Origin of the sequence: Thermoanaerobacter uzonensis DSM 18761 (genome assembly GCF_900129115.1) — a bacterium.
Lineage (GTDB): Bacteria > Bacillota > Thermoanaerobacteria > Thermoanaerobacterales > Thermoanaerobacteraceae > Thermoanaerobacter > Thermoanaerobacter uzonensis.
In genome coordinates this window covers 1-26261 of the sequence record NZ_FQUR01000025.1, presented here as the reverse complement: position 1 = coordinate 26261, position 26261 = coordinate 1, and the positions used below count along the sequence as shown (strand labels likewise).

21 protein-coding genes and 3 pseudogenes are annotated in these 26261 nt (G+C 30.8%); 1 reads left to right on the top strand and 23 read right to left on the bottom strand.

Translation table 11 applies throughout. The features are described 5' to 3' along the window. Positions 1-446: 446 nt before the first annotated feature. The 3 genes from BUB32_RS11810 to BUB32_RS11805 all read right to left on the bottom strand — a co-directional run bounded on the left by BUB32_RS11810 (position 447) and on the right by BUB32_RS11805 (position 9110). Positions 447-3794 (bottom strand): helicase-related protein, encoded by a 3348-nt coding sequence (locus BUB32_RS11810; RefSeq protein WP_234949299.1) that lies wholly within the window; start codon positions 3792-3794, stop codon positions 447-449. A gap of 68 nt (positions 3795-3862) precedes the next feature. Next, positions 3863-5275 (bottom strand): DEAD/DEAH box helicase, encoded by a 1413-nt coding sequence (locus tag BUB32_RS13430; protein WP_234949298.1) that lies wholly within the window; start codon positions 5273-5275, stop codon positions 3863-3865. Continuing rightward, the gene (locus BUB32_RS11805) at positions 5253-9110 is read right to left on the bottom strand and encodes a hypothetical protein (protein WP_072969556.1); all 3858 of its coding nucleotides are present in this window, start codon (positions 9108-9110) and stop codon (positions 5253-5255) included. Before BUB32_RS11805 ends, BUB32_RS13430 begins: the two co-directional genes overlap by 23 nt. A gap of 276 nt (positions 9111-9386) precedes the next feature. Here BUB32_RS11805 and BUB32_RS11800 point away from each other — a divergent pair, with 276 nt between their 5' ends. Continuing rightward, a complete protein-coding gene (locus BUB32_RS11800) occupies positions 9387-9959 on the top strand; it encodes a Uma2 family endonuclease (RefSeq protein ID WP_072969555.1) in 573 nt (190 codons plus the stop codon). Between the two features lie 81 nt (positions 9960-10040). Here the strand turns inward: BUB32_RS11800 and BUB32_RS11795 are convergent, their stop codons facing one another. The 20 genes and pseudogenes from BUB32_RS11795 to BUB32_RS11715 all read right to left on the bottom strand — a co-directional run bounded on the left by BUB32_RS11795 (position 10041) and on the right by BUB32_RS11715 (position 25731). Next, entirely contained in the window at positions 10041-11195 is a 1155-nt protein-coding gene (locus BUB32_RS11795) for a plasmid pRiA4b ORF-3 family protein (protein WP_072969554.1), read from the bottom strand. 93 nt (positions 11196-11288) lie between these two features. Further along, entirely contained in the window at positions 11289-11480 is a 192-nt protein-coding gene (locus BUB32_RS11790) for a putative toxin-antitoxin system toxin component, PIN family (protein ID WP_072969553.1), read from the bottom strand. A gap of 100 nt (positions 11481-11580) precedes the next feature. After that, positions 11581-11772, bottom strand: coding sequence for a DUF86 domain-containing protein (locus BUB32_RS13250; protein ID WP_268807570.1), 192 nt, complete (start codon positions 11770-11772; stop codon positions 11581-11583). A 2-nt stretch (positions 11773-11774) separates the two neighbouring features. Then, entirely contained in the window at positions 11775-12014 is a 240-nt protein-coding gene (locus BUB32_RS13245) for a HepT-like ribonuclease domain-containing protein (RefSeq protein WP_268807569.1), read from the bottom strand. 7 nt (positions 12015-12021) lie between these two features. After that, positions 12022-12153, bottom strand: a pseudogene (locus tag BUB32_RS13295) (type VII toxin-antitoxin system MntA family adenylyltransferase antitoxin); the annotation flags it as partial. Positions 12154-12185: 32 nt separating this feature from the next. Next, positions 12186-12662: a GNAT family N-acetyltransferase gene (locus BUB32_RS11775; RefSeq protein ID WP_072969552.1), complete on the bottom strand. Its 477-nt coding sequence runs from the start codon at positions 12660-12662 to the stop codon at positions 12186-12188. Between the two features lie 247 nt (positions 12663-12909). Next, positions 12910-13572 carry an SdpI family protein gene (locus BUB32_RS11770; protein WP_072969551.1) on the bottom strand — a complete coding sequence of 221 codons (663 nt, stop codon included), beginning with the start codon at positions 13570-13572 and terminating at the stop codon, positions 12910-12912. Positions 13573-13930: 358 nt separating this feature from the next. Beyond that, entirely contained in the window at positions 13931-14881 is a 951-nt protein-coding gene (locus BUB32_RS11765; RefSeq protein WP_072969550.1) for a YveK family protein, read from the bottom strand. 212 nt (positions 14882-15093) lie between these two features. Then, positions 15094-15240: pseudogene (locus BUB32_RS13385) on the bottom strand (mannose-1-phosphate guanylyltransferase); the annotation flags it as partial. Between the two features lie 261 nt (positions 15241-15501). Further along, complete coding sequence (locus BUB32_RS11760) at positions 15502-16005, bottom strand: NUDIX hydrolase (RefSeq protein ID WP_072969549.1); 504 nt, start codon at positions 16003-16005, stop codon at positions 15502-15504. Further along, positions 16005-16388 carry a hypothetical protein gene (locus BUB32_RS11755; RefSeq protein ID WP_072969548.1) on the bottom strand — a complete coding sequence of 128 codons (384 nt, stop codon included), beginning with the start codon at positions 16386-16388 and terminating at the stop codon, positions 16005-16007. Before BUB32_RS11755 ends, BUB32_RS11760 begins: the two co-directional genes overlap by 1 nt. A gap of 195 nt (positions 16389-16583) precedes the next feature. Then, the gene (locus BUB32_RS11750) at positions 16584-17282 is read right to left on the bottom strand and encodes a hypothetical protein (protein WP_072969547.1); all 699 of its coding nucleotides are present in this window, start codon (positions 17280-17282) and stop codon (positions 16584-16586) included. Between the two features lie 277 nt (positions 17283-17559). Then, on the bottom strand, positions 17560-18480 hold the full coding sequence (locus tag BUB32_RS11745; protein WP_072969546.1) for an SDR family oxidoreductase: 921 nt from the start codon (positions 18478-18480) through the stop codon (positions 17560-17562). Between the two features lie 13 nt (positions 18481-18493). After that, complete coding sequence (locus tag BUB32_RS11740) at positions 18494-19909, bottom strand: sugar transferase (RefSeq protein WP_072969545.1); 1416 nt, start codon at positions 19907-19909, stop codon at positions 18494-18496. Positions 19910-19978: 69 nt separating this feature from the next. After that, positions 19979-20320 (bottom strand): hypothetical protein, encoded by a 342-nt coding sequence (locus tag BUB32_RS13185; protein ID WP_234949297.1) that lies wholly within the window; start codon positions 20318-20320, stop codon positions 19979-19981. Beyond that, positions 20302-20586: a hypothetical protein gene (locus BUB32_RS13180; RefSeq protein WP_234949296.1), complete on the bottom strand. Its 285-nt coding sequence runs from the start codon at positions 20584-20586 to the stop codon at positions 20302-20304. Before BUB32_RS13180 ends, BUB32_RS13185 begins: the two co-directional genes overlap by 19 nt. Positions 20587-20614: 28 nt before the next feature. After that, complete coding sequence (locus BUB32_RS11730) at positions 20615-21736, bottom strand: glycosyltransferase family 4 protein (protein ID WP_072969544.1); 1122 nt, start codon at positions 21734-21736, stop codon at positions 20615-20617. Positions 21737-21994: 258 nt separating this feature from the next. After that, entirely contained in the window at positions 21995-23125 is a 1131-nt protein-coding gene (locus BUB32_RS11725; RefSeq protein WP_072969543.1) for a glycosyltransferase family 4 protein, read from the bottom strand. Positions 23126-23221: 96 nt separating this feature from the next. Then, a complete protein-coding gene (locus BUB32_RS11720; RefSeq protein WP_072969542.1) occupies positions 23222-24379 on the bottom strand; it encodes a hypothetical protein in 1158 nt (385 codons plus the stop codon). Positions 24380-24711: 332 nt separating this feature from the next. Continuing rightward, a pseudogene (locus tag BUB32_RS11715) lies at positions 24712-25731 on the bottom strand (Rpn family recombination-promoting nuclease/putative transposase). Between the last annotated feature and the right edge of the window lie 530 nt (positions 25732-26261).

The following is a 26261-nucleotide window of genomic DNA, read 5'->3' as shown; positions in this document are numbered from 1 at the left end:
ACAGCTTCTTTACTCTATGCGTATTCTAAAAAGCTAAGAGAAATAGATGAAGAAGTAATATACCAGGCACAAAATGAAATCAGTTTATGAGAGTAGTAGCTTTCGCTACTCTCATTTTTTATTATACATCAATTAATTCAAATTGCCAATAACAGATATTAACATATTTTAGCGGTAATGCTCTTAAAAAGTGAAAAAAATTTTTAATCAGGCTGTAATAATTTGAGAAAAAATACTTTTATGCACTTAAAAAATGCCATTATAATTTGAAAATCTTTGGAGATTTAATTTGAGAATTGACACTTGACACCAGGGAGCAGAGGCGATACAATGGATTGAATAGTGGTGAATAAAGAATGTCCATGTTCTAAAAAATTTTGATTTAATATTAAAAATTTTTAATAGAAAGACTAAAAATAATACTTTCATATCAAATCAAAACTCTTTTACATCATATCCTTCAAAAGCTCAGAAACAAACTCTATTACATACTTCCTCTTCAATATATCATGACAGTACTGATTTGTATAATTTCTTAAACAACCATAACAGCTTGCATCTCCTTCCTTGCCTCCGCATTCGCAACTTGAAACTACTTCTAATGTTTTTTTAAGAACTTTTATGAAATTTTCTTCTTCTGCAATTCTTTTAACCTGTCCTGCTCCACCGGGTACATCATCAAACAATACTATAGCAGGTCTTCTTGGATCCCCTGCATAAGAATATAACGTACCATCAACGTCCTGCCTATCAATTTCTAGAGCTTTACATGCTCCCTCTATCAACCCATAAAGCAGCGATTCCCAGAATCCCTCTCTTTCGTCACTATATCCTATAAATTTTAAAGAAAGTATGTCAGTTGAAAATTCATACCCCAGAGAATAACGGGAAAAAGTTCCTTTACAATCTTTGCCAATTCTCGTCTTATGCTCAACTATAGGCTTCCCATCATAAACTTTTGCATATCCACAGCTTTCACAAACGACAAACCCGGCTCCTTTACCATTATTTACAACAGCCAACTTCCCATTACCGGCTTCTATCTCTATAGCTATTCCACTTAAATTTATGGACAATACTTTTTCTACCTTTTCTTCTTGTGCGAAATATTTACGCGTAGTATAAGTTTTTTCTGGCCTTATTAAACCCGGCTTTTGAGGAGGACCAGCCATAAATCCAAATTCAGGCGTTATAAATGTGCCACTGCGCCGAATTTTATTACCACATGAAGGGCAAAAATCAAATTTTGTCTCCTTCTCTGCTATATCACTGTAATAACGCCCACAATAATCACAAATCGCGTAATTATATTTTATAGGTTCTCTATCAGGTAATTTTTTAATATATTGACTTGTCCACAACTTACCACCAGCTACTACTTGGCTTTCGGGGGCATACTCAGACAAAGCTATCTTTAAGTCTCTTGTAAGTTCCAGTCCCTTAGCTTCTTCCCCGTGATGGTGTATCTCTAGCTCTACTACATCAACAGGAAATCCATATTTTGGTATAACATTGGATTGAGAAAGAAAATCTATTACATAGCGCCCCTCTAAAGTATTAATCACGCGCCTTATAAAATCAGCCTTATTATACTTCTTCTCTTGGCTGTATTGTTTTTCTATTATTGCTAATTCTTCTATATCCTTCTTGAGTCTGTTCTCTGCTTTTCTTAAAACTCCTTCTTTTCCTGTCAATCCTTCCACCCAGCTCCAATCTTCAATGCCAATCTCTTTATGCATATTTACTGGCACAATTCTCATAAGGCTTTCTTTTAATTCATCTGGTCGCCCGCTAAGAAAACTTCTTATAATTTCAGAAGTTGAATCATTATTCCTGAAAAATTCTTTAACTTTCCCAAAATATTCTGGATTATTCCTCCAGAATAAAGCCAAAGCTACTGCATAAACATGTCTTTTTACAATTTTCTCATTTGTTATTTCAATATGCGGAGTTTGGATTTTACCATTTACAATATCTAAAGGATTAACAAAATAAGTAAAATCGTGAGAACGCCTCTGCGCAAAAGTAAGTACAAAAGCAGTTGAACTTGTCCTTCTACCTGCTCGCCCCGCCCTCTGAATATAATTGGCAGGAGTAGGAGGAACATTTCGCATAAACACTGTTTCCAGTTCCCCAACATCTACCCCTAATTCAAAAGTAGTAGAACAGCTCAGAACATTTATTTCTCCTTCATAAAACCTCTTTTGGACATTTCCTGCTTCTTCAGTAGTAAGCTGAGCAGTGTGTTCACTCGTCTTTAATGTCAAAGGTAAAATATCTAAATAAAGCTTCCTGTAATGATGGTCTTTTAACTCATCATCAGGATTACATTCCACTAAATGCCCATCACAGCGATAATTGGGGCAAATTCCTCCTACATTGTGAAGTGAAAGCCTGTTGCACTTACTGCACTTATACCACTTTACAGATTTATCAATAACTCCTGGAACTATTCTCCAATAATTTAAATTTAGCTGAAATCCTTCCATAGGGTTTCCTGAAAAATGCTTTCTAAATGGTGAATTGCGTGAAATAACTAAATTATTCCATATTTCTGCCAAAAAAGTCTTTAATCTTTCAACATCTACTTCTTGTCCTTTAGAAGCAGCAAGACGCCTAATAAAATCTAAACGCGAATTGCTTTTCCCTCTGGAAGAGGGAATCCAATTATATTTATTAGGCTCTTTTGCTTCCATCTTAAAATAAAACTCTCTATTTAAAGGCTTAAAAAATTCATCCTGCGGACTCACACTATCGGGAAATAACACAGCCCCATTCTTCCGCATACTATCTAACAGAACCATAATAAGTTCTGTAGCTTCTCTTTCTGTCAAATTCATATATCCTTCAGTTAATGCTTTTGGAGGACGCCAATTTTCAGGTAATACAGGTTCAAAACCTAAAAGTCCCAAAGACTCTAAATTTGTTTCTCCACCTCTCCCCAAAAACTCATACAATACCCATTTCCATGCCTTTTCTTCTAGTTGCTGTAAACTCAGTTCAGGAAAAATACTTAATTCTTTTAGCATTTTCTTTACATATTCTACTAGATCCTCTACGCGCCATTCATTTTTAATCACTTTTTCTTTATACTTTTCCAAAGTCATTATAATTAAACGCCTCTGGAAAATTTGATCATATGAAGATTGTAGATAAGTAGCGAAAAATGCAGCATCCTGTCTACTATCAGAAAAAATTAGCATCCTCCGATTATTTGTTATTACAGAAAAGTTTTCATTACTATCAATTGTACTCCATTCATCATCTGCTTCTTTTACTTTTTCTTCTTCTTTTCTATCAGGTATTTGCTGATATAAAGCTGTCGCTAAAACACTTGTTGCAGCATCATGCCCCAAAAGAAAACGTCTGGCAATAGATCCTGTAGTATTAATAGAACCACAAGCAGGACATTTATGCAACATGCCATTTTTGCTAGAACTTTTTATCACACGAACCTTATATTCATCACCACAATTACAAAGACTTCCTATTTCATCAGCAGGCCTAATAGCACCACATTTTCCACAGAGAATCCATTCTTCCTCTTTAGGCGCAATTTCACTTTCTCCTCCTGCAAGAACAATTTCATCTTCATTATCTGGTACTGGATCCTTATCTTCGAGAAGTAAAAAATATTCTAAATTTGCTTCATTCTCATAATAACGGCTGCCAGGTTGGTATAAAAATTTCTTTCCATCTTTTAATTTTAATTCTCCAACCAAATATATAGAATTACATCTAGAACAAGTAGCAATCTCAAAAACCCTATAATGCTTTCCCTTATTGTCTGACACCCATTCCCTCCTTTTTAAGAAAATACGCTTATTCGGAAATAAAGAAATAAATCCTCCTTCTAAAGCTCTTACAAACAAATGATACCTAGCTGGCAGTAAAGGCTGTTCATTAATTCCCATTCTAGCATTATTAGCCAAATGCACCAGTGCAGCCAAATATTGCTCTCTATTTTCTTCCGCCCAAACAATTCTTCTGCAGCTTGTGATAAATAGCACGGTCTATTTTCCAGCATATTTTGCAAAGTTATAAGTCTTTCATCCTTTTGAAGAATCAAATACAGAAATTTTTCCCACTTGCCGTTACAATTATTTAGTGCATTTTTTAAAACGTCGGTAGGTATGCCAAAATTCTTTCCTTCTTTTACTAATAAAGAAATCTTATCTTTTTCTCCTTCATCAATAATATCAGCCCATTTTTGATATAAAAGGCTTTTAGGTTTTCCCCAGCTTTCCTTCGAAATTACCAAACTTTTCTTTTTGCCTATTACCACATCATGACGCATAGGATCATTTTCAACCCACTCAAATTTTTCATCAAAAAGCTTCCGAGCAAATTCTGTAACCTTTTTGAAATCTTTATCGGTATTTCCAACCAAAGTAGCACTCGTACCTATACATTGTAAAATCCCTTTCCTACTTTTTACTATCCTATCTTTTAACCTTCTTAAAAGAATAGCAAGCTCAATCCCTTTTGCACCTGTATAAATATGTATTTCATCAATAACAATAAATTTCCAATCTTTTGCATATTCCCCATCGAAAAATACATTATCTTCAGGCCGCAGCAATAAGTACTCAAGCATAGCATAATTTGTAAGGAGAATATGGGGAGGAGATTTGTGCATTCTTTCTCTTGACAGTATCTCATTGGACAGCGGTTCATCGCCCGGATTCATCTTCTTAAATCTTTCTACAGCCTTCTTCTCTTCATACTCCGTTTCACCCGTATAACTGCCAAAAGTAATATAAGGATAGTTCTTTAATAACCCACGTAATCTTTTAAGTTGGTCATTCGCCAGGGCATTCATTGGATATAAAAGCAAAGCTCTAACTCCTGGAGTTAACTTCCCTTCTTCTTTTTGCCTGAACAAATAATTTAAAATAGGAATCAAAAAAGACTCTGTCTTTCCACTACCTGTACCTGTCGCAATAATCAAATTTCTCCTGTTACTGACAAGTTTTCTAATTGCAATTTCCTGATGCACATATAAATTACGCTCTAAAGGCAATTCACCAGTAGAAAGCCTATAAAATTCCCGAGATAAAATACCTTCTTCTATCAAATTATTTATAGATCTACCACTTTCAAAAGGAGGAGTAGCTTCTAAAATTGGACCTTTTACAAATCCCTCAAATTCTTCAAGCTCTTTTTTAAACTGTTCCTTTAAGTTATCATCATTAAAAGAAAAAGTAGTAGCAAGATAGTCTAAATATCTACTAACAACAGTATTTGTGGTTTTAATCGGATCTAATCTTGCCATTTTCTCCTCTCCTTATTCTAACAAATATATACTCTGGCAGTATAACTTCTTCGCCGCATTCCCTATGTCCATCAGTTTCAGAAAAAATAACCTTACATCTTCTGCAGTACGTAAAACCATCATTGTCTTTATCTATCAAATAAGGTAATCTATTGAAATAATCTGGATTCATTCCAAAATAAAACTTACAGGGGTTATACTTAAGCTCAATAACTTCACCATTATCATTAAAAGTACATACATAACCTTCAAATTCTATCCCTTCTACAAAACTCATAAGCACTTTAATATCCTGGATCCAGTAATATCTTTCAAGTAATACTTTCCTGCCGTCCACTTCATACTCAATAATATCTAGGCCTTTTTGTTGCAATACTTCTATGATCTCTTCTCTATCTCCGATTATAATATCAAAGCAATTTCTCTCCCCTTCTTTTGGCAAAGAAATTTCTTCATCAAACCATGGATCTTCTATATTAAATTCCAATCTATATTTCCCTAATGGCAATCTCTCTAAATCCTCAATAAATTCTATTTCATTTTCACCATCAGAAATTTTCCTTTCAACTTTCTCTATGGCTTCATCGTCTAGATACCACAACCTTACAACCCTACCAGAAACTTTGCCCAACTCCTCCCATTGAATAAATACCCTTCTTTTATCATTTTCTCTTTTTTGTTCTATTCTAAGATTTACAACTTCCCAGTGAACTCTTATTCTTGTCAATAAAAACATGTCGTTATTCTCAAAGGATAAAATCAAATCCCAAACTGGATTTTTGTCTTTTTCTCTGATGTCATAGAGGATATCGCTGAGCTGCCTCAAATTAAATACAATATTATCTTTTGCTTTTTTGGGCATAATAGCTGAACCATTTGAAGATAATACAAGTTTTGCTCCTATCCCCTGTAAAAAGTGAGGCAATTTAACCTCCAGTTCTCCTATATCTTCATACCAAATCTCTTCTATCTCACTCGACCATTCAATACCATCCCTTAGTCGCCAGTAAATTTTGGGAATATTTATTGTAAGTTTGATATTAAACTCTTTTTCCTCTAAAAAATATGTCAATATAATTTCAACACTATCACATTTCGTATCAAATTTTACAATATTTTTATGAAAACTACTCTCTATAACTTCACCTTCCCTAACTTCAAACTCATATTTTGAAGTCAATATAATTTTCCCAAAATTTCTTTTCCCTTTCTCAGCGGGCGGATACAAATACCTATCAAATTCCAACTGTAAATCTGGCACAAGTGCAAATTCTTCACTCCAAATAATATCTTGTTTATAAACTAATGCCACCTTATACATTCCATAAAGTCCTGAAGCAAGCAGATCTAAAGGAATAACTACAATATCCTCTCCTTTTATAATATTACTAATTTCCTTTAGAGGCTTAAAAATACTGCTTCCTGAAACTTCCATCTTTATGCCATAAAACTCTATATCTTCTATTGAATTTATTGAAAATACTAGGTGTGGTAATTTTCCATTATAAACCGATTTCCCCCAAGCACTTGCCTCTTCTACTATATCTCCACCAATTAATTGAGGTCTTAAACTGAAAGGTTTTCTAAAAACGAACTCCTCCCCTTCTACTTCTATGGAAAACATCTCAATATCACTCAAATCAACATAAATATATTCATAATCAGACCATTCACCTATTAGCCTTCCCCTTTCTCTAACTGCTAAAGAAGGACTTATCTTGCTTCCATAAGCGGTAACTATGTAAACTCCCTCTTCCGGAAGATATAAACTTTCTAATAACTTCTTTTCTACTGAAAAAAGCAAACATCTATTATGCCAGATTCCCGTTATATCCCATTCAACTACTTTATCTTTCTGTCTAAGCTCAAAATGGTAAAATTCTCTTGGCTTTTCTAAAACCTCCGATATTATTTCTGTTTGATATTCATTGCCAAATTTTTTAATCGTTACTTTTATATCCTTAACTTCCATATTATCCTCTTTAATTCTAAATACTAGATGGTTTCCATTACTTAAAATTTGCTTTGGCATCTCTACTTTTATAACTCTTTCAACAGTATCCAGTTTTATAAAAGGCTTGCGCAATATTAAATCCTTTTCATCCCTTGTCCGTCTGTTTTTTTCTCTTTCTACAGTTAACTTCTCTTTCCCTTCTTCTTCCCACCATCTCTTCATTTCATTTTTAATCCTCTTAGGCAAACGAACATCCTCTGCTTCCTCTCCTCGCTCTAACATCCCCACATATACTAAAGATTGGAAAACAAAGTCCTCAGCAATCTCCCCTCCTTGAAATATAAAAAGGCGCGTAGATTCATTCAAAAAATACAAGGGATTATTCAACTTCCCCAGTCCATCAGTATATTCTTTCTTTTTATCCTGTACTTCAGTAAGCAGATTTTTTACTTTCTCTTCATCTGCGTACTTCCAAATTAATGATAAATTCTGCCATAAAATTTTTAAAGAATACTTACTTGCGATTTCTTTTTTAACTTCTTTTATTTCTAAGCGCAATCTTCTCTGTTCTTCTAATATTTTTAGTCCTTCTTCCACATCACCTTTTCCTACTATTTTCAAATTCTGTTCATAAAAATTGATTTCCCTCTCAATTTCAATTAACCTTTTTTCTATGTCCTCTAAAATTCCCTTGGAAATCTCTTCATAAGTCGTTGCCGCGGCTTCTTCCTCAATCTCCTTCATTAAATTTTTGCGTCTACGTAATAATTCCTGTAATTCTTTTATGTACCTTATTATTTCAAAAGAATAATTTTCCAATAAATTCTCTTTCAATGGCAATTTTTCTAAGTTAGCTTTCAACCTGCTCCCACTATTCAGCATCTTATAATATCCAGCTGGCATGATAAATCTCATTAACACTCCAAATAAGCCTCCGTATCTTTTTTTAAAATTCCAGTAAGTTGTGAAATTGTTTTCAATTTCATCAATGGAAAGTTGTAATATAACCTCTGCTAAATCATCACTCCAATAGCTCAAAAAAGAGTAAGCAATGTCTCTTATTCGCTTTTCTACTTCTTCGTATTTTTCTTCAAAAATTTCTTTTTTCTCCAAGACATCGCGAATCTCATTTAATTGGGTATTTAATTTTTCTTTTTCTTCCCTTGATTTATTCAACCATCCCTCTGGCTTAGATAAAAGCACTTTTAGTTCTGGAACTCTCTTAAGTCCCTTTAGCAATTCTCTAAGCCTTAGCAATCTATTTTTATTTTTTAACACATCAAATGCAATTTGTAATTCTTTTTCTTTTTTATCTAACTCTTTTAGCTTCTTTTCTTTTGCCATATATAATTGATATTCTTTTCTCCAAGCAGATACTATATGCCTTACTTCATCCAAAGTTATGGATAACTCTAATTCCTGCCTATCTTCATATATTCTAAAAATAACATTTGAAAAGTAGTCATGAAGATAAAAATTAGGAACACATCCATGAGCTAAAATTGGCATAATATAACGTAGCTCATCTTTGAAATCTAGTAGTCTATATTTCTTAACTGTTTTTAAAAAAATTTCTCCCAATCGTCTTTGCCACGATACCTGTTGGGATGGCAATCGTAACATCTTATACACAGGCGTCCAAAAATTTCCTTCCTGATAGTATAAAATACCCACCCATACGAGAAAAACTGATATAGCAAGTGATTCAGAAATATTAAAATCTGGTTTTACAAGTTCTTTAGAAATTAGACCGGCCATATGATCAATCTCATCTGCATCCAATTCAATATATCCTAAAATTTCCTTATTTTTTGACAGGCTAAGCACATCCTCAAAATATCTATCACATTCCTCCAAGTAATTACAATCTCTTATCCTCATTATTTCTCCCCCATTTAAAAACACATTATAACAAAAATTTCTCGTTTTAATTTAATTTTACCATCTTATAAACCAAAATCCAATTGAAATATTAAGAAAATTCCGTCATATTTCGACAAGGTTAACACAGCAACTTTTAAAGTATTGTTCTTTACAAACTGGACAGTAAAATATAGTTTGTATGTTTAACATACGTATAATATAATAGAATCAAAAAGACTTATCTTTGAAAACATGGAATTGCGCTATCTAAAAAAATTCTAAGGAGTGTCAATTATGTCTTTAACAGAAAGAAAAGAAGTTTATACATATGAGGATTATCTGAACTGGCCAGGTGAGCATAAAATAGAAATAATTGACGGACAGGTTTACTTGCACACTGTTCCACTAAGAATACATCAAAAAATTTCTGGAGCAATAGTCTATCAATTTTCTAATTACCTGAAAGATAAAAAATGTGAAGTTTATTTTCGCCTTGGAGTAAGACTACCATCAGGTGATGAAAAAAGCGTTAAAGAAATAAAAACCGTTGTAGAACCTGACATTATAGTAGTCTGTGATAAATCAAAATTAGATGATGAAGGGTGCAAAGGTGCTCCTGATTTGATTGTTGAAATTACTTCTCCTTCCACTGCAAGGATAGATAAAGTAGAAAAATTTAACTTATATGAAAAACATGGAGTAAAAGAATACTGGATAGTAGAACCAGAAATAAAATTGGTAACAGTATTCCTGCTTCAGGAAAATGGTAGATACGGCAGACCAAACATATACACTGAAGAAGATAAAATTAAAGTCTCTATTTTTGAAGACCTTGTAATAGACTTAAAAGATGTGTTCAACTATTAAAGTAATTCTTTTCTGACAGATCTTTTTATAGAGCTTTGATAGTTCATTACTATCATAGAGTTGATAATAACATTAAACCTTTCATAGCAAAAAAGAATCATACACAAATTTAATATTTTTGTTTACTTCCCTAATATTAAAATCCTTATATCCTTGATACTCGCCCCAAGCCAGAGTGCTCTCATACTCTGGATTATTTTTGTCAGAAATTATTTCCAAAAATTTATCATAGCCATATTCACCGCCTACATCTTCAGGCGGGGCATTTCCTTCTCCATCAACACAAATAGCATAATTTTTATCATAATCCTCTATCACTCTCTCTACTTCGATATAATGCCGCCAATTATCTCCAAAGTCATAAACATATAACAACCTTTTGCACTGTGGAATATACTCTGATAACTTTATTCCCTTTTCTAATCTCATTTCTATATCATCATCGTTTGGGTAATCAAAAGCTTCTTCATCGCCGACCAAATTTACAACTGGTTTATACCTTGCTTTATTGTAAGAAGGATGATTAATAAATGAGATATCCTGCATCTCATCCCCGTAAATGAAAAATTCATAAAGATGATAATCCAGCCAGCCAAAAGCAGCCTGAAGTACTTTGTGAAACTGTGTAAATGTAGTATTTAAAGGAACAACGATTCTACGCCAAATATTATGATTCTCCATTTTAAGTGTCACTTTTAACTCTACTGCCTTGCATTTAAAAATGGGTCTTTTTGCAAAAATTCCTAAATCTTTAAACATTTCTTCGCTTGGAGATATATAACCTTCTCCTTCCTGTTTGCCTACCAAATAGCGACTTGCTATTTTGCTCACAAAAGTTTGATAAATTGTATCCCCTAAAAGCAACTCTTCATAGTAAGGCACTATATTACAAGCTGTATTTAATTTTCCTACATAACTACTATTTTTCGTTTTCCCATATACAATTTCTCCAGACTGTCTTAAATACTCATCTACAATATCTTCATCAATACATTCATCCAATAACGTCAGGCGAATAGCATTTAAAATAATTTCATCAAGCCTTTTAAAGTCATTTGTTTTAAGTCCATATAAAACAACCACATACCTGTTTTTATCATTTACAAGGACTACAGTTTTTTTCCGATTTAATGTAATAAAATTCGCATGCCAGCAAAATAATAAATTTTCTTCTTCATATGGAATGGGTTTTCTCTCCAGCACATCTAACAACTTTTTTGTACATTGTATTAACATAGCCTATCACACCTTATACATGATCATTTTCAATAATACATAAAATGTATTATTTGACTACCAATACACGCATAAACAGCTACTTTATGCCCTTTATAAATCATAAATTTCATTTAAAAAATCCCTTAAAATAACAATTTTTATCCATCTATAAGAATTTAAAATCAGCAGAACATCGTCATCAGTTATTATATAATTTTCATTTCCATAAACAGCTTCCACAAGTATCATATTATCCTTTTCATCTCTACAATCATTTATTTTAATACCTCTTCCCTCTAACATCATCTACTTTTTTTGTTATGTCCTCTAAAGATATTGGATCCATATCAGTTTTTTCATTAATTTTCTCATATCATTTATTTATTGCCCTATTATTTTACTTTCAATAATTTTCATCAATCCACTTGTTAATATAATCTATATACTTGACAAAGTCATCCAAATGATTTTTCAATATATCAACAATCATTCTTTCCTCAACTTTCATATAATCATATACAAGTATATTCCTGAAAGAAACCATGCTTGATACACCTCTTGCAAATGTTTGCGGCAAAACACCAACTTTACTCAATGCTAAAATACTCTCTTTGTATGTATCTGATTTTCAGTACCAAGAGCAGATATTATAATATTGGCAATATCAATAACACACTCAATTGATATTTGAATTCCTCTTTCTATTCCCCAATATTTAATCATATCTGCCTTTATATTTTCTTCATTAACATCTTGTGCCACTGATTTCAGCAATATTAAATTTTTTTGAAGCTCTTTTATTTTATTATTAATTATTTCCAATATGCTTTTTGTCATAATCTCCCTACAAAACATTTTCTATCCACTCTTTGACAAACTCCATCTGAGTCCTTCTAAAAGGTTCCATATCCATATATTCTCTTAAAGTTTTCACTTCAAATTCAACTTTTATATCTTCATTTTCTTCAAAAATTAATGAAAAGGCATAAAATAATTTAAAGATTTTTACTAAATCTTCAATTCCATTCTTCTATTTCTTGTTGCCATACCCAAACTTTCATAAAATTTTATCGCATCGCTGTTAAATTCCCATACAGTTAATTCAAGTGCATCATAACCCGAATTTTTTGCATAATCAACAATATATCCAAATAGCTTTTTCCCTATACCTTCTCTTCTATGATTCGAACTAACACATAAATCATCTATATAGACAAATTTTCTCTCTTTAAGAATTGGAATATTCCTCGTAGTCATTACTTCTATAATGCTGTAAGCTATTATTTCATTATTACTATCTTCTACGACAAAAATCCTCGTCTTCTCGTCATTTAATATCTCTTTAAATCTTTCTTCCGTAAATGGGTTCTCCACATCTACATACACATCCGGCCTATTTTTAACATGTAGACTATGTACTTCTTTAACAAGAGTACTTATAGATTTATAATCATTCAATTCTGCTTCTCTTATTTTTATATTCATTAGATTTCCCACCTAAATATGTATTTTAATTATAATAATAATACTAAATAGAAGTTCCATTTTTATATCAACTTATTTTAGTTTCTTTACAAACTTTGCCCAACTTTTTTGTACATTGTATTAACATAGCCTATCACACCTATCCCTATAATAATTCTATTTATCTCAATTTCATAAGACAAGTCCCTATGTCCCCTTACCCTTATAACCATATCATAAAAAACTTTAATGCAATCTCATCCATCCTCTACTTTCCTTTGTTTTTAAAAATTATATAAGAATGTACAATCGGTACTATAACAGCAGTAATTAAAAGCACAAACATAAAAACAGTCACCCATATGCCTCCAAAAAAGGAAGCAAATAAGCCAATAATACCTGCAATGAGCCATAGTTTTCCAGCTAGCTGATGTGTATTATTCCATACCTCTTCATCTGCTAACGTCCAGGGAGTTCTTATACCTACAAAATAATTATGCCGAAGTTTTCCCATAACACTCCCAAAACCAATCAACATAAAAGGAATAATAAGATTGCCCATTCTATTTACATCAATTCTATAACCCAATGCAGAATACGTAGAAGCAAAATATACTGCCACAAAAATAATTACTACAACTGCCCTCACTACCCTATAAGCTCCAGCAAATTTGCCATAATTGGCTCTTTTAGGGTCAATAAGCGGTATAAATAGCATCACAAAATATATTATTGTAATGATAGAAGGCAAAATAAATATATCATGTTTTGGGCCAAAACTGTCTACTTGACCTGAAATATTCCAATGCATTGGAATTTTATCCGGTAAACGTCCCAAAATGACAAATGTAAAAATCCATATCAATATGATAATGCCAATTAACCACCAATCCTTTTTTATCTCGTATTTGACATTGTAGTTATCATCCATACTACATTAAACCCTCCTCTCATGTTGTATATATTGAATCAAGTATTTTTTCTACAAGCATTCTAAATACCTTTAGTTTTTTCTTCAAAGGTACTCCTCGTTATCTTACGTTCTCTACTTAAAGAATTATAATTTTCAAAAACATTATCTATGCCCTTTTTATGTCATTCATTAGATATATATCTCTATCCTTTAATATCTTAAAATCAAAACCTTTTAAAAGTGAAAATATATTTTTATCTATCTATATTTTACCATTTTATTTCTCAAAAACCAACACAAAAATTAAAAATGTTTCGATATATTTTGACAAAAATAAAAGAGGGATGCCCCTCTCCACTTAAACTATAATTTTTTATTATTCTTTACTCTCTACAGCTCTTTTTGGCTCTGTATTTTTCCAATATTCCATAAAAAACACTATAAAAATACTGACCATAAGACCTAATATAAATGCTATAATTATATTCAATGATTTTCTAGGTGCTACTGGTTTATCAGGTATTAAAGCTTTGCTAGTTATAAGAATGCTCTGGTTACCAAGTTCCGATTCTTTAACCAATTCCAGCATATTATATTTTTCTAACATTATATCTCTTGTGTTTTTCAGTAAATCCAACTGTTTTTGTTTCTGCTCAATTAAAAGCTTGTCTTGAGAATTTGTTTGAACTTTATTAAGTTCCGCTGTTGCCTCTTTTATTTTGTCATTTTGGAGAGTTATAAGTTTGTTCAAAGTTTCGATTAATTTATCTGTCTGCCTGTTATTCCTCTCAATGATATAAGTCCGAAAATTTTGGGCTATTGTATCTGCAATTTTTGCCGCAAGCTTTGGATTATTTTCTTTTACAGTTACTGTTATAAGATTGGTATTATTAACGACAGAAACTGAAATTTGCTTTTTTAAATTTTCTACTGTGTACTTCTGAGGATCTAATCCTAATTGCTTTACAGTATTCATAAGGACAATAGGATTAGTAACCTCTTCTTTAAATGTTTCCACTGACATATCAGGATACTTCAAAAGAGAAGACAACAGCAAAGATAAGTCTTTTTCTATACTGTCACTTTGTACTGTTGGAAGATTTGAATCTTTTCCTGGAAGAATAACCGTAGTATTTGATCCAAAAAAGCCTGTTGTAGGCGTTACATCTGTAACTGACAAAGTTGTAGTTGCTTCATAGGTAGGTTTTATTACAAAAAAACTAAGAACCGCTGCTACTAAAGTTGCAGCAAGAGTAATGACAATGATTATTTTTTTATTTTTTAAAATTATATCAATAAGTTCTCTCAATGAAATTTCTTCTTCCACTTTTATCCTCCTTATTATATAAGTCTTTCATATCCGCTTAGAAAATTGATTTTAAAATGTTTCCGATAATTTTCTTATATTTCTAATTTTTGAAACTTTTAATTCTATTTCCTTACTTATTATTTCATTACTTACACAGATTCACCTCCACAGCCATAGAAAAGTTTAAAATAAATAAAAACTCTACTTTATAAGGGTATAATTTTAAATACTTATAAATACTCACTTTTTTTCTCTTTCAACTCCTTCAATATCTCTTTCACATTCTGCGCCTTATCCTTTGAACAGATTAAAAGAGTATAAAGCCTTTCAATAAATGTCCAGCTCTCCACATCATCACACTCAAAATCTTTAGGAATATATGTTTCATATAAAGATAGTGCTATTTGTGACACAACTTTTTGTAATTCAGAAAAACAAATTCATATTCAAATTTAGAATTTCATGGCAACTTTATCAAACCGTTATTACTGCTATAGGTGTCGTTAAAATTAATTCAACGCCAAATATGATAAGCTCTTATATCGTTGACCTTTCTAAATCTGCTCTTAGTAACGACTAATATCCTTTAATTTTGAGACCTAGTATTTCATTAAGATTTATTTCTTTCATTTCCTATGTCATTTGCTTATAAAGTCTATATAATTCATAGCGCGGAAAAGTGAACAAATTGTAAAACTATCATTGATTATCCCATTAAACGCCATTTGATATACTTCCTCAATATTCTTAAAAAGTAATTTAGATATACCTTCATCATAGGAAATCTTATCACTTTCTTTGTAAGCATTAATTCCAAGAAATAATTTCACCTTATTTATTATTAAGCCAGTATCTGGATAAACATATCCTAATGAGATTAATCTCTCGCACGAATAACCAGTTTCTTCTAAAAGTTCTCTTTTAGCTGTCTGTTCTGGAGATTCTCCATCCTCACTGAATCCCCTGACAATTTCAATAGTATTAGCATTTAAAGTATCCCTTTTTATATCTAATAATATTATCTTTTTGTCTTCCGTTATGGGAATAACTGCTGCTCCCGGTTTTAAGCAGTGTAATCTAAGAATATCATTGTTTAAAAAAACCCTATAATATTTATTTTCAAATAAAGTTTTAATTCCCATCATGCTCCTTCCTTACTTATTTTCCCTTCTGAAATATTTAACTTAAAATCTTTACTTAATTTTTCAAAAATATCAACTCCACTTTCTACTTTCTTTAATTTATCTTTGCCATTAAACTTAAGATCTTCAAGAACTTCTTCTTGTTTTGATTGGTATTTTTTGAAAGCCATAGACAACCCTCTTAAAAATAGTGTAGTACCAATTGAAAAAGCAAAATCGTTTATTAATAGTCCTAAAGAAACACTTACGATGTCGCCAACGTATTCAAATATCTTTTCGGTTATTGTTAATAATTTCTTTCGCTTCAATATTTCATAATAGACTTCTTTATCAATTAATAAAGGAATTAGTTTATTAATTTTATCATTGTATTTTGAAAACAAGTTTATATACTCCTCGTATTTATAGTTTGTATTTAATTCTCTGATAATAGAAATATACTTTTTATATTCTGATGTTTTTCTAATTTCTACTATTTGTTCAGCATTTAAACTTGATAATAATCCATAGTCAAAAATTAACGTATTTATCTCACTATCTTGTTTTCTTAATAAATTATGTTTGAAATTAACCTGTTGTTATCTGAAAAAAATCTCTTTAATCAATTTGCTCTTTTCGTGTATAAAATCAGGATATGCCACTGTTAATCCATAATACTCTGGTATATTGTAATTATATAAAATATCTACAACATTAATAATTTCATCTTTTAAATCAGGAGAAATCTTGTTATTCTCCTTTATCGCACTAATCACATCCTGTCTATATAATACGCCATTTTTTACTACTATTTCTATATCATTTAATATTTTTTTCTTTTCTCCATTTAATTTAAACTTTCCAAAATAAATTTCATTACTAAAAAAGTTTAAAATATTATTAGTGAAATTTTTACTGATAATATTTTCACTCCATTTAAAAAAACTTTTATTTGCAACTTCATCGATCTTTTCAATATATTTATGGTCAAGTTCTCTTTTAACTGTTTTTCTCTCATAAAGATATGAATAAAGCTCATTAAAACCTACAATACTATCTCTTAACAAGGGAATAATAATCCCATTTTCAATATATTTAAGCCCATCTGGAGTATTCTCAAAAAAGTCATGTACAATTTTATTATTAATAAAAAAGGAATCTGCAATTACTATTCTATCAGAAATTAAAGCATATAAATTAACAATTGCTCTAAACATTTCCTCATTAATATAATTTTCAAATTCATCATCAGCATAGGATAAAAAAACATCAGACGAATCAAGATTATTTTTATGCATTATGTGTTTCTCCACTCCCTTAAATTAATACTTACATTAACCTAATTATTTTATCAATCAACTAATTATTTCAAAAAATATAATCTATCTTTCTGTTAGAGCAGATATTTCTTTAGAAATATTCCCTCTTTTTTAAATTCATTCAATATTTTTTACATTCTGCATTTTATCTTTTGAAGAAATTAAAAGAGCATTTTACGGGATCAACTAACAATTACATCTTCTATGTCAAGTAGTTCGATGAGCTTATTTTTCCCCTGTCACTACAACCTCATTTTCAGTATATCTCGCCCCATAAATACTCAATCGTCTCTCTTAATCCCTCTTCCAAACTATACTCTGGTTTCCATCCGAGCACATACAAAGCTTTTTTATTATCAAGATAACTATGTACTATATCTCCTTTTCGAGGCTCTGTATAAATAGGCTCTAAAGAGGTATCCATAATTTTATTCATCATTTCAACAAGCTCATTTATACTCGTGGGTTTATTCGTGCTTATATTTACAACCTCATTATCGCCTCTCTCCAGTGCTAGAAGATTGGCTTTAGCCACATCTTTTACATAAACAAAATCCCGAGTTTGATTTCCATCACCAAAAATAATAGGCCTTTCCTCTTTAACCATTTTATCTATAAAAATAGATATTACTCCACCTTCTCCTTTTGGGTCCTGTCTTATCCCATATACATTTGCATAGCGCAAAATCGTATATTTCAATCCATACAATTGGCTGTATACCTCAAAGTAATGCTCTACTGTATGTTTTGATATGCCGTAGTAAGATATAGGATTTATTCTATGTCCTTCATCAATAGGAAGATACTCAGGGTTTCCATATACTGCTGCCGATGAAGCATATACAATCTTTCTAACACCACTTTTTCTGCAGCACTCCAGTAAATTTACTGTCCCCAGTACGTTTACTTTTGCATCAAATACAGGATTATCAATTGATTTCTGCACATCTATTTGAGCCGCCTGGTGTATTACATAATCAGGTTTTTCTTTTTCAAATATTTCACACAAGTTCTCATCTGTGATGTCTTTCTTATAAAAAATAGCCTTTTTATTTATAAATTCTTCTTTTCCTGTTGAAAGATTATCCACTATTACGACTTCATATCCATTTTCAATCAGCAAGTCTACTATATTCGAGCCTATAAAACCTGCACCACCTGTGACTAAAACTTTCATCGTATATATCTCCTTACTTATCTATTTTTGTGATTCCTAATTCACTGTAGACATTATAATTCAAAGACTTCAATAATTCCTCTAATTCCATCTCTCTTTTCACACCAGAAGATGCTTCTTTTATGAATATGGTCTTTAAGGTCAATAATATTATTTTAATATCAAGCCACAAAGAATAATTTGTGATATATATAAGGTCCAATCTCAATTTGTCATCCACATCTGTCGTATACTTTCCAAATACCTGCGCAAGGCCTGTTATTCCTGCCTTTACATTATGCCTGTACTTGTATGAAGGATACTGCTTTTCAAATTGTTCTACAAAATATGGCCTTTCAGGTCTGGGACCTACAAAGCTCATATCGCCTTTCAAAACATTAAATAACTGTGGTAGTTCATCAAGTCTAGTTGCCCTTAATATCTTACCCACTTTTGTAATCCTTGGATCATCCTCTGTAGCTAAAACAGGTCCTGACATCTTTTCAGCATCCTTGACCATTGTCCTAAATTTATATACATTAAACTTCTTACCTTTTTCTGTTACTCTTAATTGCTTGTAAATCACTGGACCGGGTGAAGTTGCTTTAACAAACATAGCAATTATGATCATTAGAGGCAAAGTAACTACTATACCAATAAATGAAAAAACTATATCGAAAAGCCTTTTAATTAACTTATCTTCACTGGTCAAAGAAGGATAATTCACACTTATAGCAGGGACATCGTCAAATTGAACAAATTGCGATTTTACTAAAAGAATATCTCTTAAATTGGGAACGATAAAAAGATGTTTCTTAAATTTCATTGAATCGTAAAAAAGACGAGTCTTAAGGTTTTCATCAACACCGCTACATATGTATATTGCGTCTACATCACTAATGTGATTGATAATCTCTTCATATCTTTGTGGACTTATTATGTACTTTATATCAAACCAACCTCTAGAAGTCGAAATTAATTTCTTCGCCAATTTTTCTGCTACTTCTTTTTCACCTACAATCATTACCTTTTTCTCGCCATGCACATATTTCCTTACATTTTGTACTAAATATCTCCAGGCAGATAATACTATGAGCTGAACTCCAAAAGCTATAATAAATATACTTCGTGGAAATGCAAACTGTCTTATAAAAAATGTTGAAGCTACTGTTATAACCTGTAACAGAAGTAAAGAAAGAATTAAAGAAAATACTATATCTCCATAGGTTCTTCGCGATATAGTATATAAACCATAAACATGAAATAAAATAATAGCAGACAATGTGATTACAGGAATTAATTCATAATAAGGCTGAAGATTTACAATTGGGGGGCTTATACCAAATTTAATAATATAAGCAAGTATAAATCCTGTATGAATTAATAATAAATCTACAATGAAGACAATGAATTTGCTTAATTTGAAGAATTTATGAAAATGATTATGCATAGAGACACCACCTAACTATTTTCTAGTAAAATCCAATTCAAATGTATTTATTACATTTATTTGTAGTCATTATTCTCCATTGTTTTGTTTATTTATTTTCCAAGCTATATATTGAATAAGAGCACTTGGAAAATACATACGATCAGCATATTTATGATGTAAATAAGATTTAATCCGTTTATGGAAAAATTTATCTATCTCATCAAGACTTAGATTAAGCCAATCCCCTTCAATTTTATTTTCTGTAACTAATACTTTAGCTATAATCCAAGAAGATTTATTCACATACTTTTGTTTTAGCAGATTTTCATGAATACCTTGAACATCTTTTTGAGGGAAAATCCCAAAGCGGTAAAGTGCAGTTTCAAGTCTCTTAAGAGAAAAAGATTTCTCTATTTCACTTCTCTCCACATTTTCCCAGATTTCACTTCTACAATCAAAGCTAAATTATTTTTTTCAATATTAAATCCCCATTCTGAAAATTTTTCACTATCCCAGTCGTTACTATGTCCTCCAATTTCTTCGTAAACATACGGAAACCTAATTGCCAATAAATCAGCATCTGCTGTACCTCTTTGTCGTTCTTCTCCAATGTTATGCAATACATAGTTTTGTAATAAGAAAAATCCATTTAAACGAAAATACCAATACGTTAATTCCTCAGCAAAATTATTCATTTACTTCATCTCAAAAAATCCTTATTAGCTACAAATACAAGCTATATATTTCATCCATTTCTCTTAAAACTTTTTTAATATCATAATCTTGTATAATTCTTCTACCCTCTTCTCCCATTTTGGTTCTCAATGTAGTATTTTCGGCCAATTTTGTAATTGCTTTAGCTGTTGCTTCTATATCATTTACAGGAACCAAGTATCCATTAACACCATCTCTAACTAAATCTCTATTTCCTCTCACATTTGTGGCAATAATAGGTTTACCTGCTGCCATTGCTTCCATTATAGCTCTTGGAAGACCTTCCCGTAAAGAGGTTAATATAAAAATATCAATGGCATTTAAAATTTCTGAAATATCCCTCCTATATCCTAAAAATTTAATTCTCTCTTCTAAATTATTAAGCAAAACATAATTTTTTAATTTCTCTTCCTCTTCTCCAGTACCTACAATGAGGTAGTAAATACTACTATAATCTTTTAATATTTTTATAGTGTCAATTATCTGCTTATGATTTTTATTAGTATTTATTTCTGCTACAGTCAATAGTAAAATATCATTATCTGAAAATCCTAATTCTTCCCTTAATTTTTTTCTTCTTTCTTCATCATTTATAGAGTATTTTTCAATATCTAAACCAACACCATGTACATAAAATACTGCATCTTTTCTTCTCAGGTTGAACTTCTTTGCAATATTAAAATCTTCTTCATTCATAGTTATAAATCCATCTGTCCAATGAGCAGCTATTTTTTCCATTGTGTAATATATAAGCCAGTTTTTCAAAGGAGCTCCTTTGTAAAAATGAAATCCATGGGCTGTATAAAGGACAGGCTTGGTATTTGTAATTTTCGCTGCTAATCTTCCTAAAAAAGCCCCGACAGGAGTATGTACATGGACCAGTGAGAATTTATTCTCTCTCATTGTTTTTATTAATTGATTTAGTGCTCTTATATTACTCAAAGAATAAGGAGAACGGGAAAAATTAACGTCATGGCATACAACATTTAGATCTTTTAATTCGTCTTGCCTATTACCCAATTTTGCAGCCACATGTACTTCATAGCCTTTGTTGTAAAAATATTCTATAAAAGGGATGTGAAAATTTAAGATATGAGATTCAATTGTAGCTATAAATAATATTTTTTTCATAATGTACCACCTAATATCTACAATAATTCTATCATAAATTGACTACTTTTTATACCTAAAAAGTAACATAGCACAAATAAAAAATACATCCCAAGCTAACATTCTCAATCTTGTATTTGTCTCGATATCATTCACTAAAATAAAGCCATAATAACAATTAAAACAAGAAAGAGTAAAAAGATCAATTCTCCTAACTATGATTTTCATACCTTAATCAACAAATATGGATACGCACATGTTTTCCATAACTAAAATCTTTTATAAATTGTTATACAAACTTACTAATCTTTCCTCCATCTTATCCCAAGAAAAATAATCATTATAAATTTTCTTTACCCTTTCAGCAAATAACTTTTTATCTTTATCATTCATTAACGAAAACTCCGTTAATACTTTTTCCAGTTCGTTTAAATCACCATATTCCACCACTCTTCCTAAGTCATATTTTAGTACTAGCTTATCCATCCCCGTATTCCTAGCAACTATAATTGGTTTTCCTAGCATCATAGCTTCGAATAACTTATTAGCACTCGAAAAAACATGATTTGGTATCTTTGGGTCATATGTAGCAAACATTACATCTGATAATTTGTTAATTTTCAGTGCGTCTTTATAACTAACTCTCCCATAAAACTTTATGTTATTACAATCTTTAATTACAGATATTATCGTATCTTCGTCACCACCATAACCAGCTAAATGCAGTCTCCACTCTGGATGTCGTTTTACTATTTCAATCATTTCTAAAAGACCTCTTTCTACCTGTAACAATCCGACATAAGATATTTGAAATATAACCTCTTTATTATCATTAATTTCTATTTCAATATCGTCTATGCTATTCAATCTTTCAGGCGAATTGTATATCACTATCAACTTACGAGGACTGCTACCTTTTATCTGACACTTTCTGTTCTCGTCGGCAATAATAACAACATCAACCTTGCTAATAATTTTTAAATCTATTTTTTTTATAATTCTCTTAATTATATTAGGTACTCTTCTTAGCATATCAGAATAAAAATCAAATATATCATAGACCACTTTTTTCCCAAAAAATACCTTCATGACGAATGCAGGCAATATAGTATCAAAATCACATGCATGAATATAATCATATTTTTTGCGATGTTTAAATAACCACAACATCAATCTAATATTCCACTTAATTAAGTATGGTAAATTTCTAATACCTGAACCAAAACGTGCTGGAATATACAATCGTATTATGTCTGCGTGAGTTAAATTTTCACTTTTAAATTTGCCTTCCCTATCCCATCCTACTATATAAACTTTGTAACCATTTCTAAATAAAGCTTTTGATGCTTTTTCTACTCGTGGGTCAGGAGCTATGGGATTGGAACGTAAAAATACTACACTTTTAGGCATTCTTATCCTCCTTATGAAAAGAGAGTTTTGTTTTTTATTTCCGTATTTATTCTATTAATAATTTTATATAATTTTATAAAAAGTAAAATAACTGCACTAATATCTTTTTATCTTAATTCCAGAAATATAGTTCATTATTATACCAATGAATAACAACGCTATAACCCATTGTAGTGTACCTCCTGTTTCTCCTATAAATCCACCTGTAGAAAAAGAAACTCCTACTAGATAGATATTTATAATATTTGGTCTTGTAAATTTCCATAACCATCTATCAATCAATGCAGTTATAATACCAGGTATCAATCCAAAAACCATTGAGACCCATCCCAAATTCAAATAAAGTTCTTGCGGTAAAGTAACATTAAAACCAAAACTTGTATCCCAATATGTTGACCCCCAGTAATAAGAATTTAAATAGTCAGCTGCTGTAACTAAATTTAAATTTTGTCGTATTTTTGTAGTTAAAAACCTTGCAGGTATTGCTAAAAATGTTTTACCGCCAAGTAGTCCATTTTCTTCTACACTGGATATTGCAATCGGCCAAACATCAATGTTATCAAAATTAGGGCTATATAAGAAAAATTTTTTAACTCGCTCCGTTAAAGACTCTGTACCTCTCATTTGAGTTACAAATTGTATTTCACCTTTTGAGCTACTCAAAGAATAAGAAATCACATTTGCAACAGGACGAATAATAGAAAGTAAAAATATCAATAAAAAAACTATCATAGCTAACCTTAAATAGCCAATTCTTTTTAAAAATCGATTCACAAAAAATATAACAATAATTAAGCCCATTAAAATAAAACCTCTTTGGTATAGAAGACTTAAAAGTAAGAAAGAAAATAGCATACCCCCTAAACTTAATAGCAAAAATTTTGGGTTCTTTTTATACAAAATAAAGCTTAACGGTATACTCATAGTTAAAGGTAGAACAGCCATTGGAAATAAAACTTTACCCATAGGCACAGCTGTAGTAACCGTCACACTTCGCATAGTAGGAAGCCATTTACCATTACTTAATAAATTCATTAATATTACTGAAAAAAAACCTAAAAATACAGATAAGAGGTAGGCTTTAAATATGCAATAACTCATCCTTTTCTCTTCTTCATCTGAAGTACAGTTTAAGTTTAAAGTATTAACTTTTCTGAACTTTTTTATTATCAAGTAACCTATAAAATAAAAAACAAAAAAAATTAATTGGTAAACTAGTCCCCAATTATAGAAAGACCAGTCACCGTTTTTCAAGTATAAAGTGTAACCTCCTGAAATTGCAGCTAGAAACGGTCTTATTACAAAAGCGATTAGCTGTGTAGCAGTTACCAAATGGAATACTGTTACTTCCGGATACAGAGTGAGCCATATAGCAATTATATAAATTAGAAAATGTGCCATAATTAACGCATAAGTTAATTCAATATCTGACCACATCTTCTTAGTCAGAGAATAAGGGGTAGGTAATGTTATATTATATTTCTCTGACCTTATTTCACCTCTCTGTTTTAAAATGCGTAATTATACTAAATTATGATTTCGTACAATTAGTCCATTATTACACCAAAAAAAATAAAAGACCATGCCTATAAAACTAATTTAATATACTTCTTTAAGTCATCTAATTTTTCAATTTTCAAAATATCTCTTGCTAAAGCAAGTAATGCTTTGTCATCTAACTTTTCAAGTCCATTTATATATCCAAAAGGTATATCTTTAAACTTTTCTTTCAATTGTTCAAGTAGCACCATTCGTATTCATTCTATTTTTCCTTCTATTTTTCCTTCTTTTCTAGTTTTTTTAAATGCCTCTTTTAAACTACGTTCTAAATTGGAAATCATTTTTTCCACCCCCTCACTCTTTTCGAATATTTTCTTTACCTCTTCTCTTTTGCCTTCGGGTAGAAATCTGAATATAATAGACACAAACCAGTTTCTCAATAATATAAACTCTTCTTCAGACAGATTTTTGAGCACATCTGTTAATTTTTTTAATCTTTCTATTAATTCTTCTCTGTCTATCCTTCTGTCTAGCAAAAAGACACTACCTATAAGATTAGATAATTGTAAAAGTTCTTCTTCATTATATCTATTCACATCAATGAAAATATATTTAAAGTCTATTATATTTTCTCCAAATAATTGATATGAATCTATCGTTTCTTTAAAGCTCAAAGAAGCAGTCCATCTATTAACACCATTATACAACACAATAGGAATAATCGCTGGTAATTTATAGTCCTTCCTTTTTTGCTGGTTTAATGATGTATCTTTAAGAATTTCTCTCCACACTTCAATTATATACAATAACAATCTGTATGGCATTTGAAAATCAACTTTTGATTGTAATTCCAACAATATATAAAAGAAAACTTCTTTATCCTTCAATTTTACTTGATAAACCAAATCAGCCTCTTTATTTTTAAAATCTTGCAATATGAAGGATTTGTTTATTCGTATTACTTTAGATTCGTCTATTTCATTTACCCAATTTTTTTTGACAAAACTTCTTAAAAGCTGTATGAATACTTTTTTATGAGAAAGTAGGTATTTATAACCTTTATCATGTTGATTGTTTAAAGTTTTTTTATTTTCACCATTCCCCATTATACTTCACCTATTATTATATCATTTTAAAGATTAAAAAAGCCAATGCTTCGCCTTACGGGCGCAAGTGCTTAAAAAGCACCGCCTCCGCTTCTGTATCTATATTACCACCAATAGAACTTATGGGCGCCGAAACAGCCTCATAAGTCCTATCGGATCATGTCAAAATCTAGCGTGAACAATAATATATATTCGACGTAAATTTACATTTTCCTTCTTTTCCAAAGGTGTCAATTCTCAAATTAAATCTCCAAAGATTTTCAAATTATAATGGCATTTTTTAAGTGCATAAAAGTATTTTTTCTCAAATTATTACAGCCTGATTAAAAATTTTTTTCACTTTTTAAGAGCATTACCGCTGAAATATGTTAATATCTGTTATTGGCAATTTGAATTAATTGATGTATAATAAAAAATGAGAGTAGCGAAAGCTACTACTCTCATAAACTGATTTCATTTTGTGCCTGGTATATTACTTCTTCATCTATTTCTCTTAGCTTTTTAGAATACGCATAGAGTAAAGAAGCTGT

Bases quoted from the DNA above. Each gene is read 5' to 3' on its own strand.
- BUB32_RS11730 (WP_072969544.1), bottom strand. From the start codon at position 21,736: ATGAAAAAAATATTATTTATAGCTACAATTGAATCTCATATCTTAAAT.
- BUB32_RS11740 (WP_072969545.1), bottom strand. From the start codon at position 19,909: ATGCATAATCATTTTCATAAATTCTTCAAATTAAGCAAATTCATTGTC.
- BUB32_RS11775 (WP_072969552.1), bottom strand. From the start codon at position 12,662: ATGAATATAAAAATAAGAGAAGCAGAATTGAATGATTATAAATCTATA.
- BUB32_RS13430 (WP_234949298.1), bottom strand. From the start codon at position 5,275: ATGGCAAGATTAGATCCGATTAAAACCACAAATACTGTTGTTAGTAGA.
- BUB32_RS11770 (WP_072969551.1), bottom strand. From the start codon at position 13,572: ATGGATGATAACTACAATGTCAAATACGAGATAAAAAAGGATTGGTGG.
- BUB32_RS11745 (WP_072969546.1), bottom strand. From the start codon at position 18,480: ATGAAAGTTTTAGTCACAGGTGGTGCAGGTTTTATAGGCTCGAATATA.
- BUB32_RS11800 (WP_072969555.1), top strand. From the start codon at position 9,387: ATGTCTTTAACAGAAAGAAAAGAAGTTTATACATATGAGGATTATCTG.
- BUB32_RS11750 (WP_072969547.1), bottom strand. From the start codon at position 17,282: ATGCATAAAAATAATCTTGATTCGTCTGATGTTTTTTTATCCTATGCT.
- BUB32_RS13180 (WP_234949296.1), bottom strand. From the start codon at position 20,586: ATGAATAATTTTGCTGAGGAATTAACGTATTGGTATTTTCGTTTAAAT.
- BUB32_RS11725 (WP_072969543.1), bottom strand. From the start codon at position 23,125: ATGCCTAAAAGTGTAGTATTTTTACGTTCCAATCCCATAGCTCCTGAC.
- BUB32_RS11795 (WP_072969554.1), bottom strand. From the start codon at position 11,195: ATGTTAATACAATGTACAAAAAAGTTGTTAGATGTGCTGGAGAGAAAA.
- BUB32_RS11790 (WP_072969553.1), bottom strand. From the start codon at position 11,480: ATGTTAGAGGGAAGAGGTATTAAAATAAATGATTGTAGAGATGAAAAG.
- BUB32_RS13245 (WP_268807569.1), bottom strand. From the start codon at position 12,014: ATGACAAAAAGCATATTGGAAATAATTAATAATAAAATAAAAGAGCTT.
- BUB32_RS11805 (WP_072969556.1), bottom strand. From the start codon at position 9,110: ATGAGGATAAGAGATTGTAATTACTTGGAGGAATGTGATAGATATTTT.
- BUB32_RS11760 (WP_072969549.1), bottom strand. From the start codon at position 16,005: ATGGGAATTAAAACTTTATTTGAAAATAAATATTATAGGGTTTTTTTA.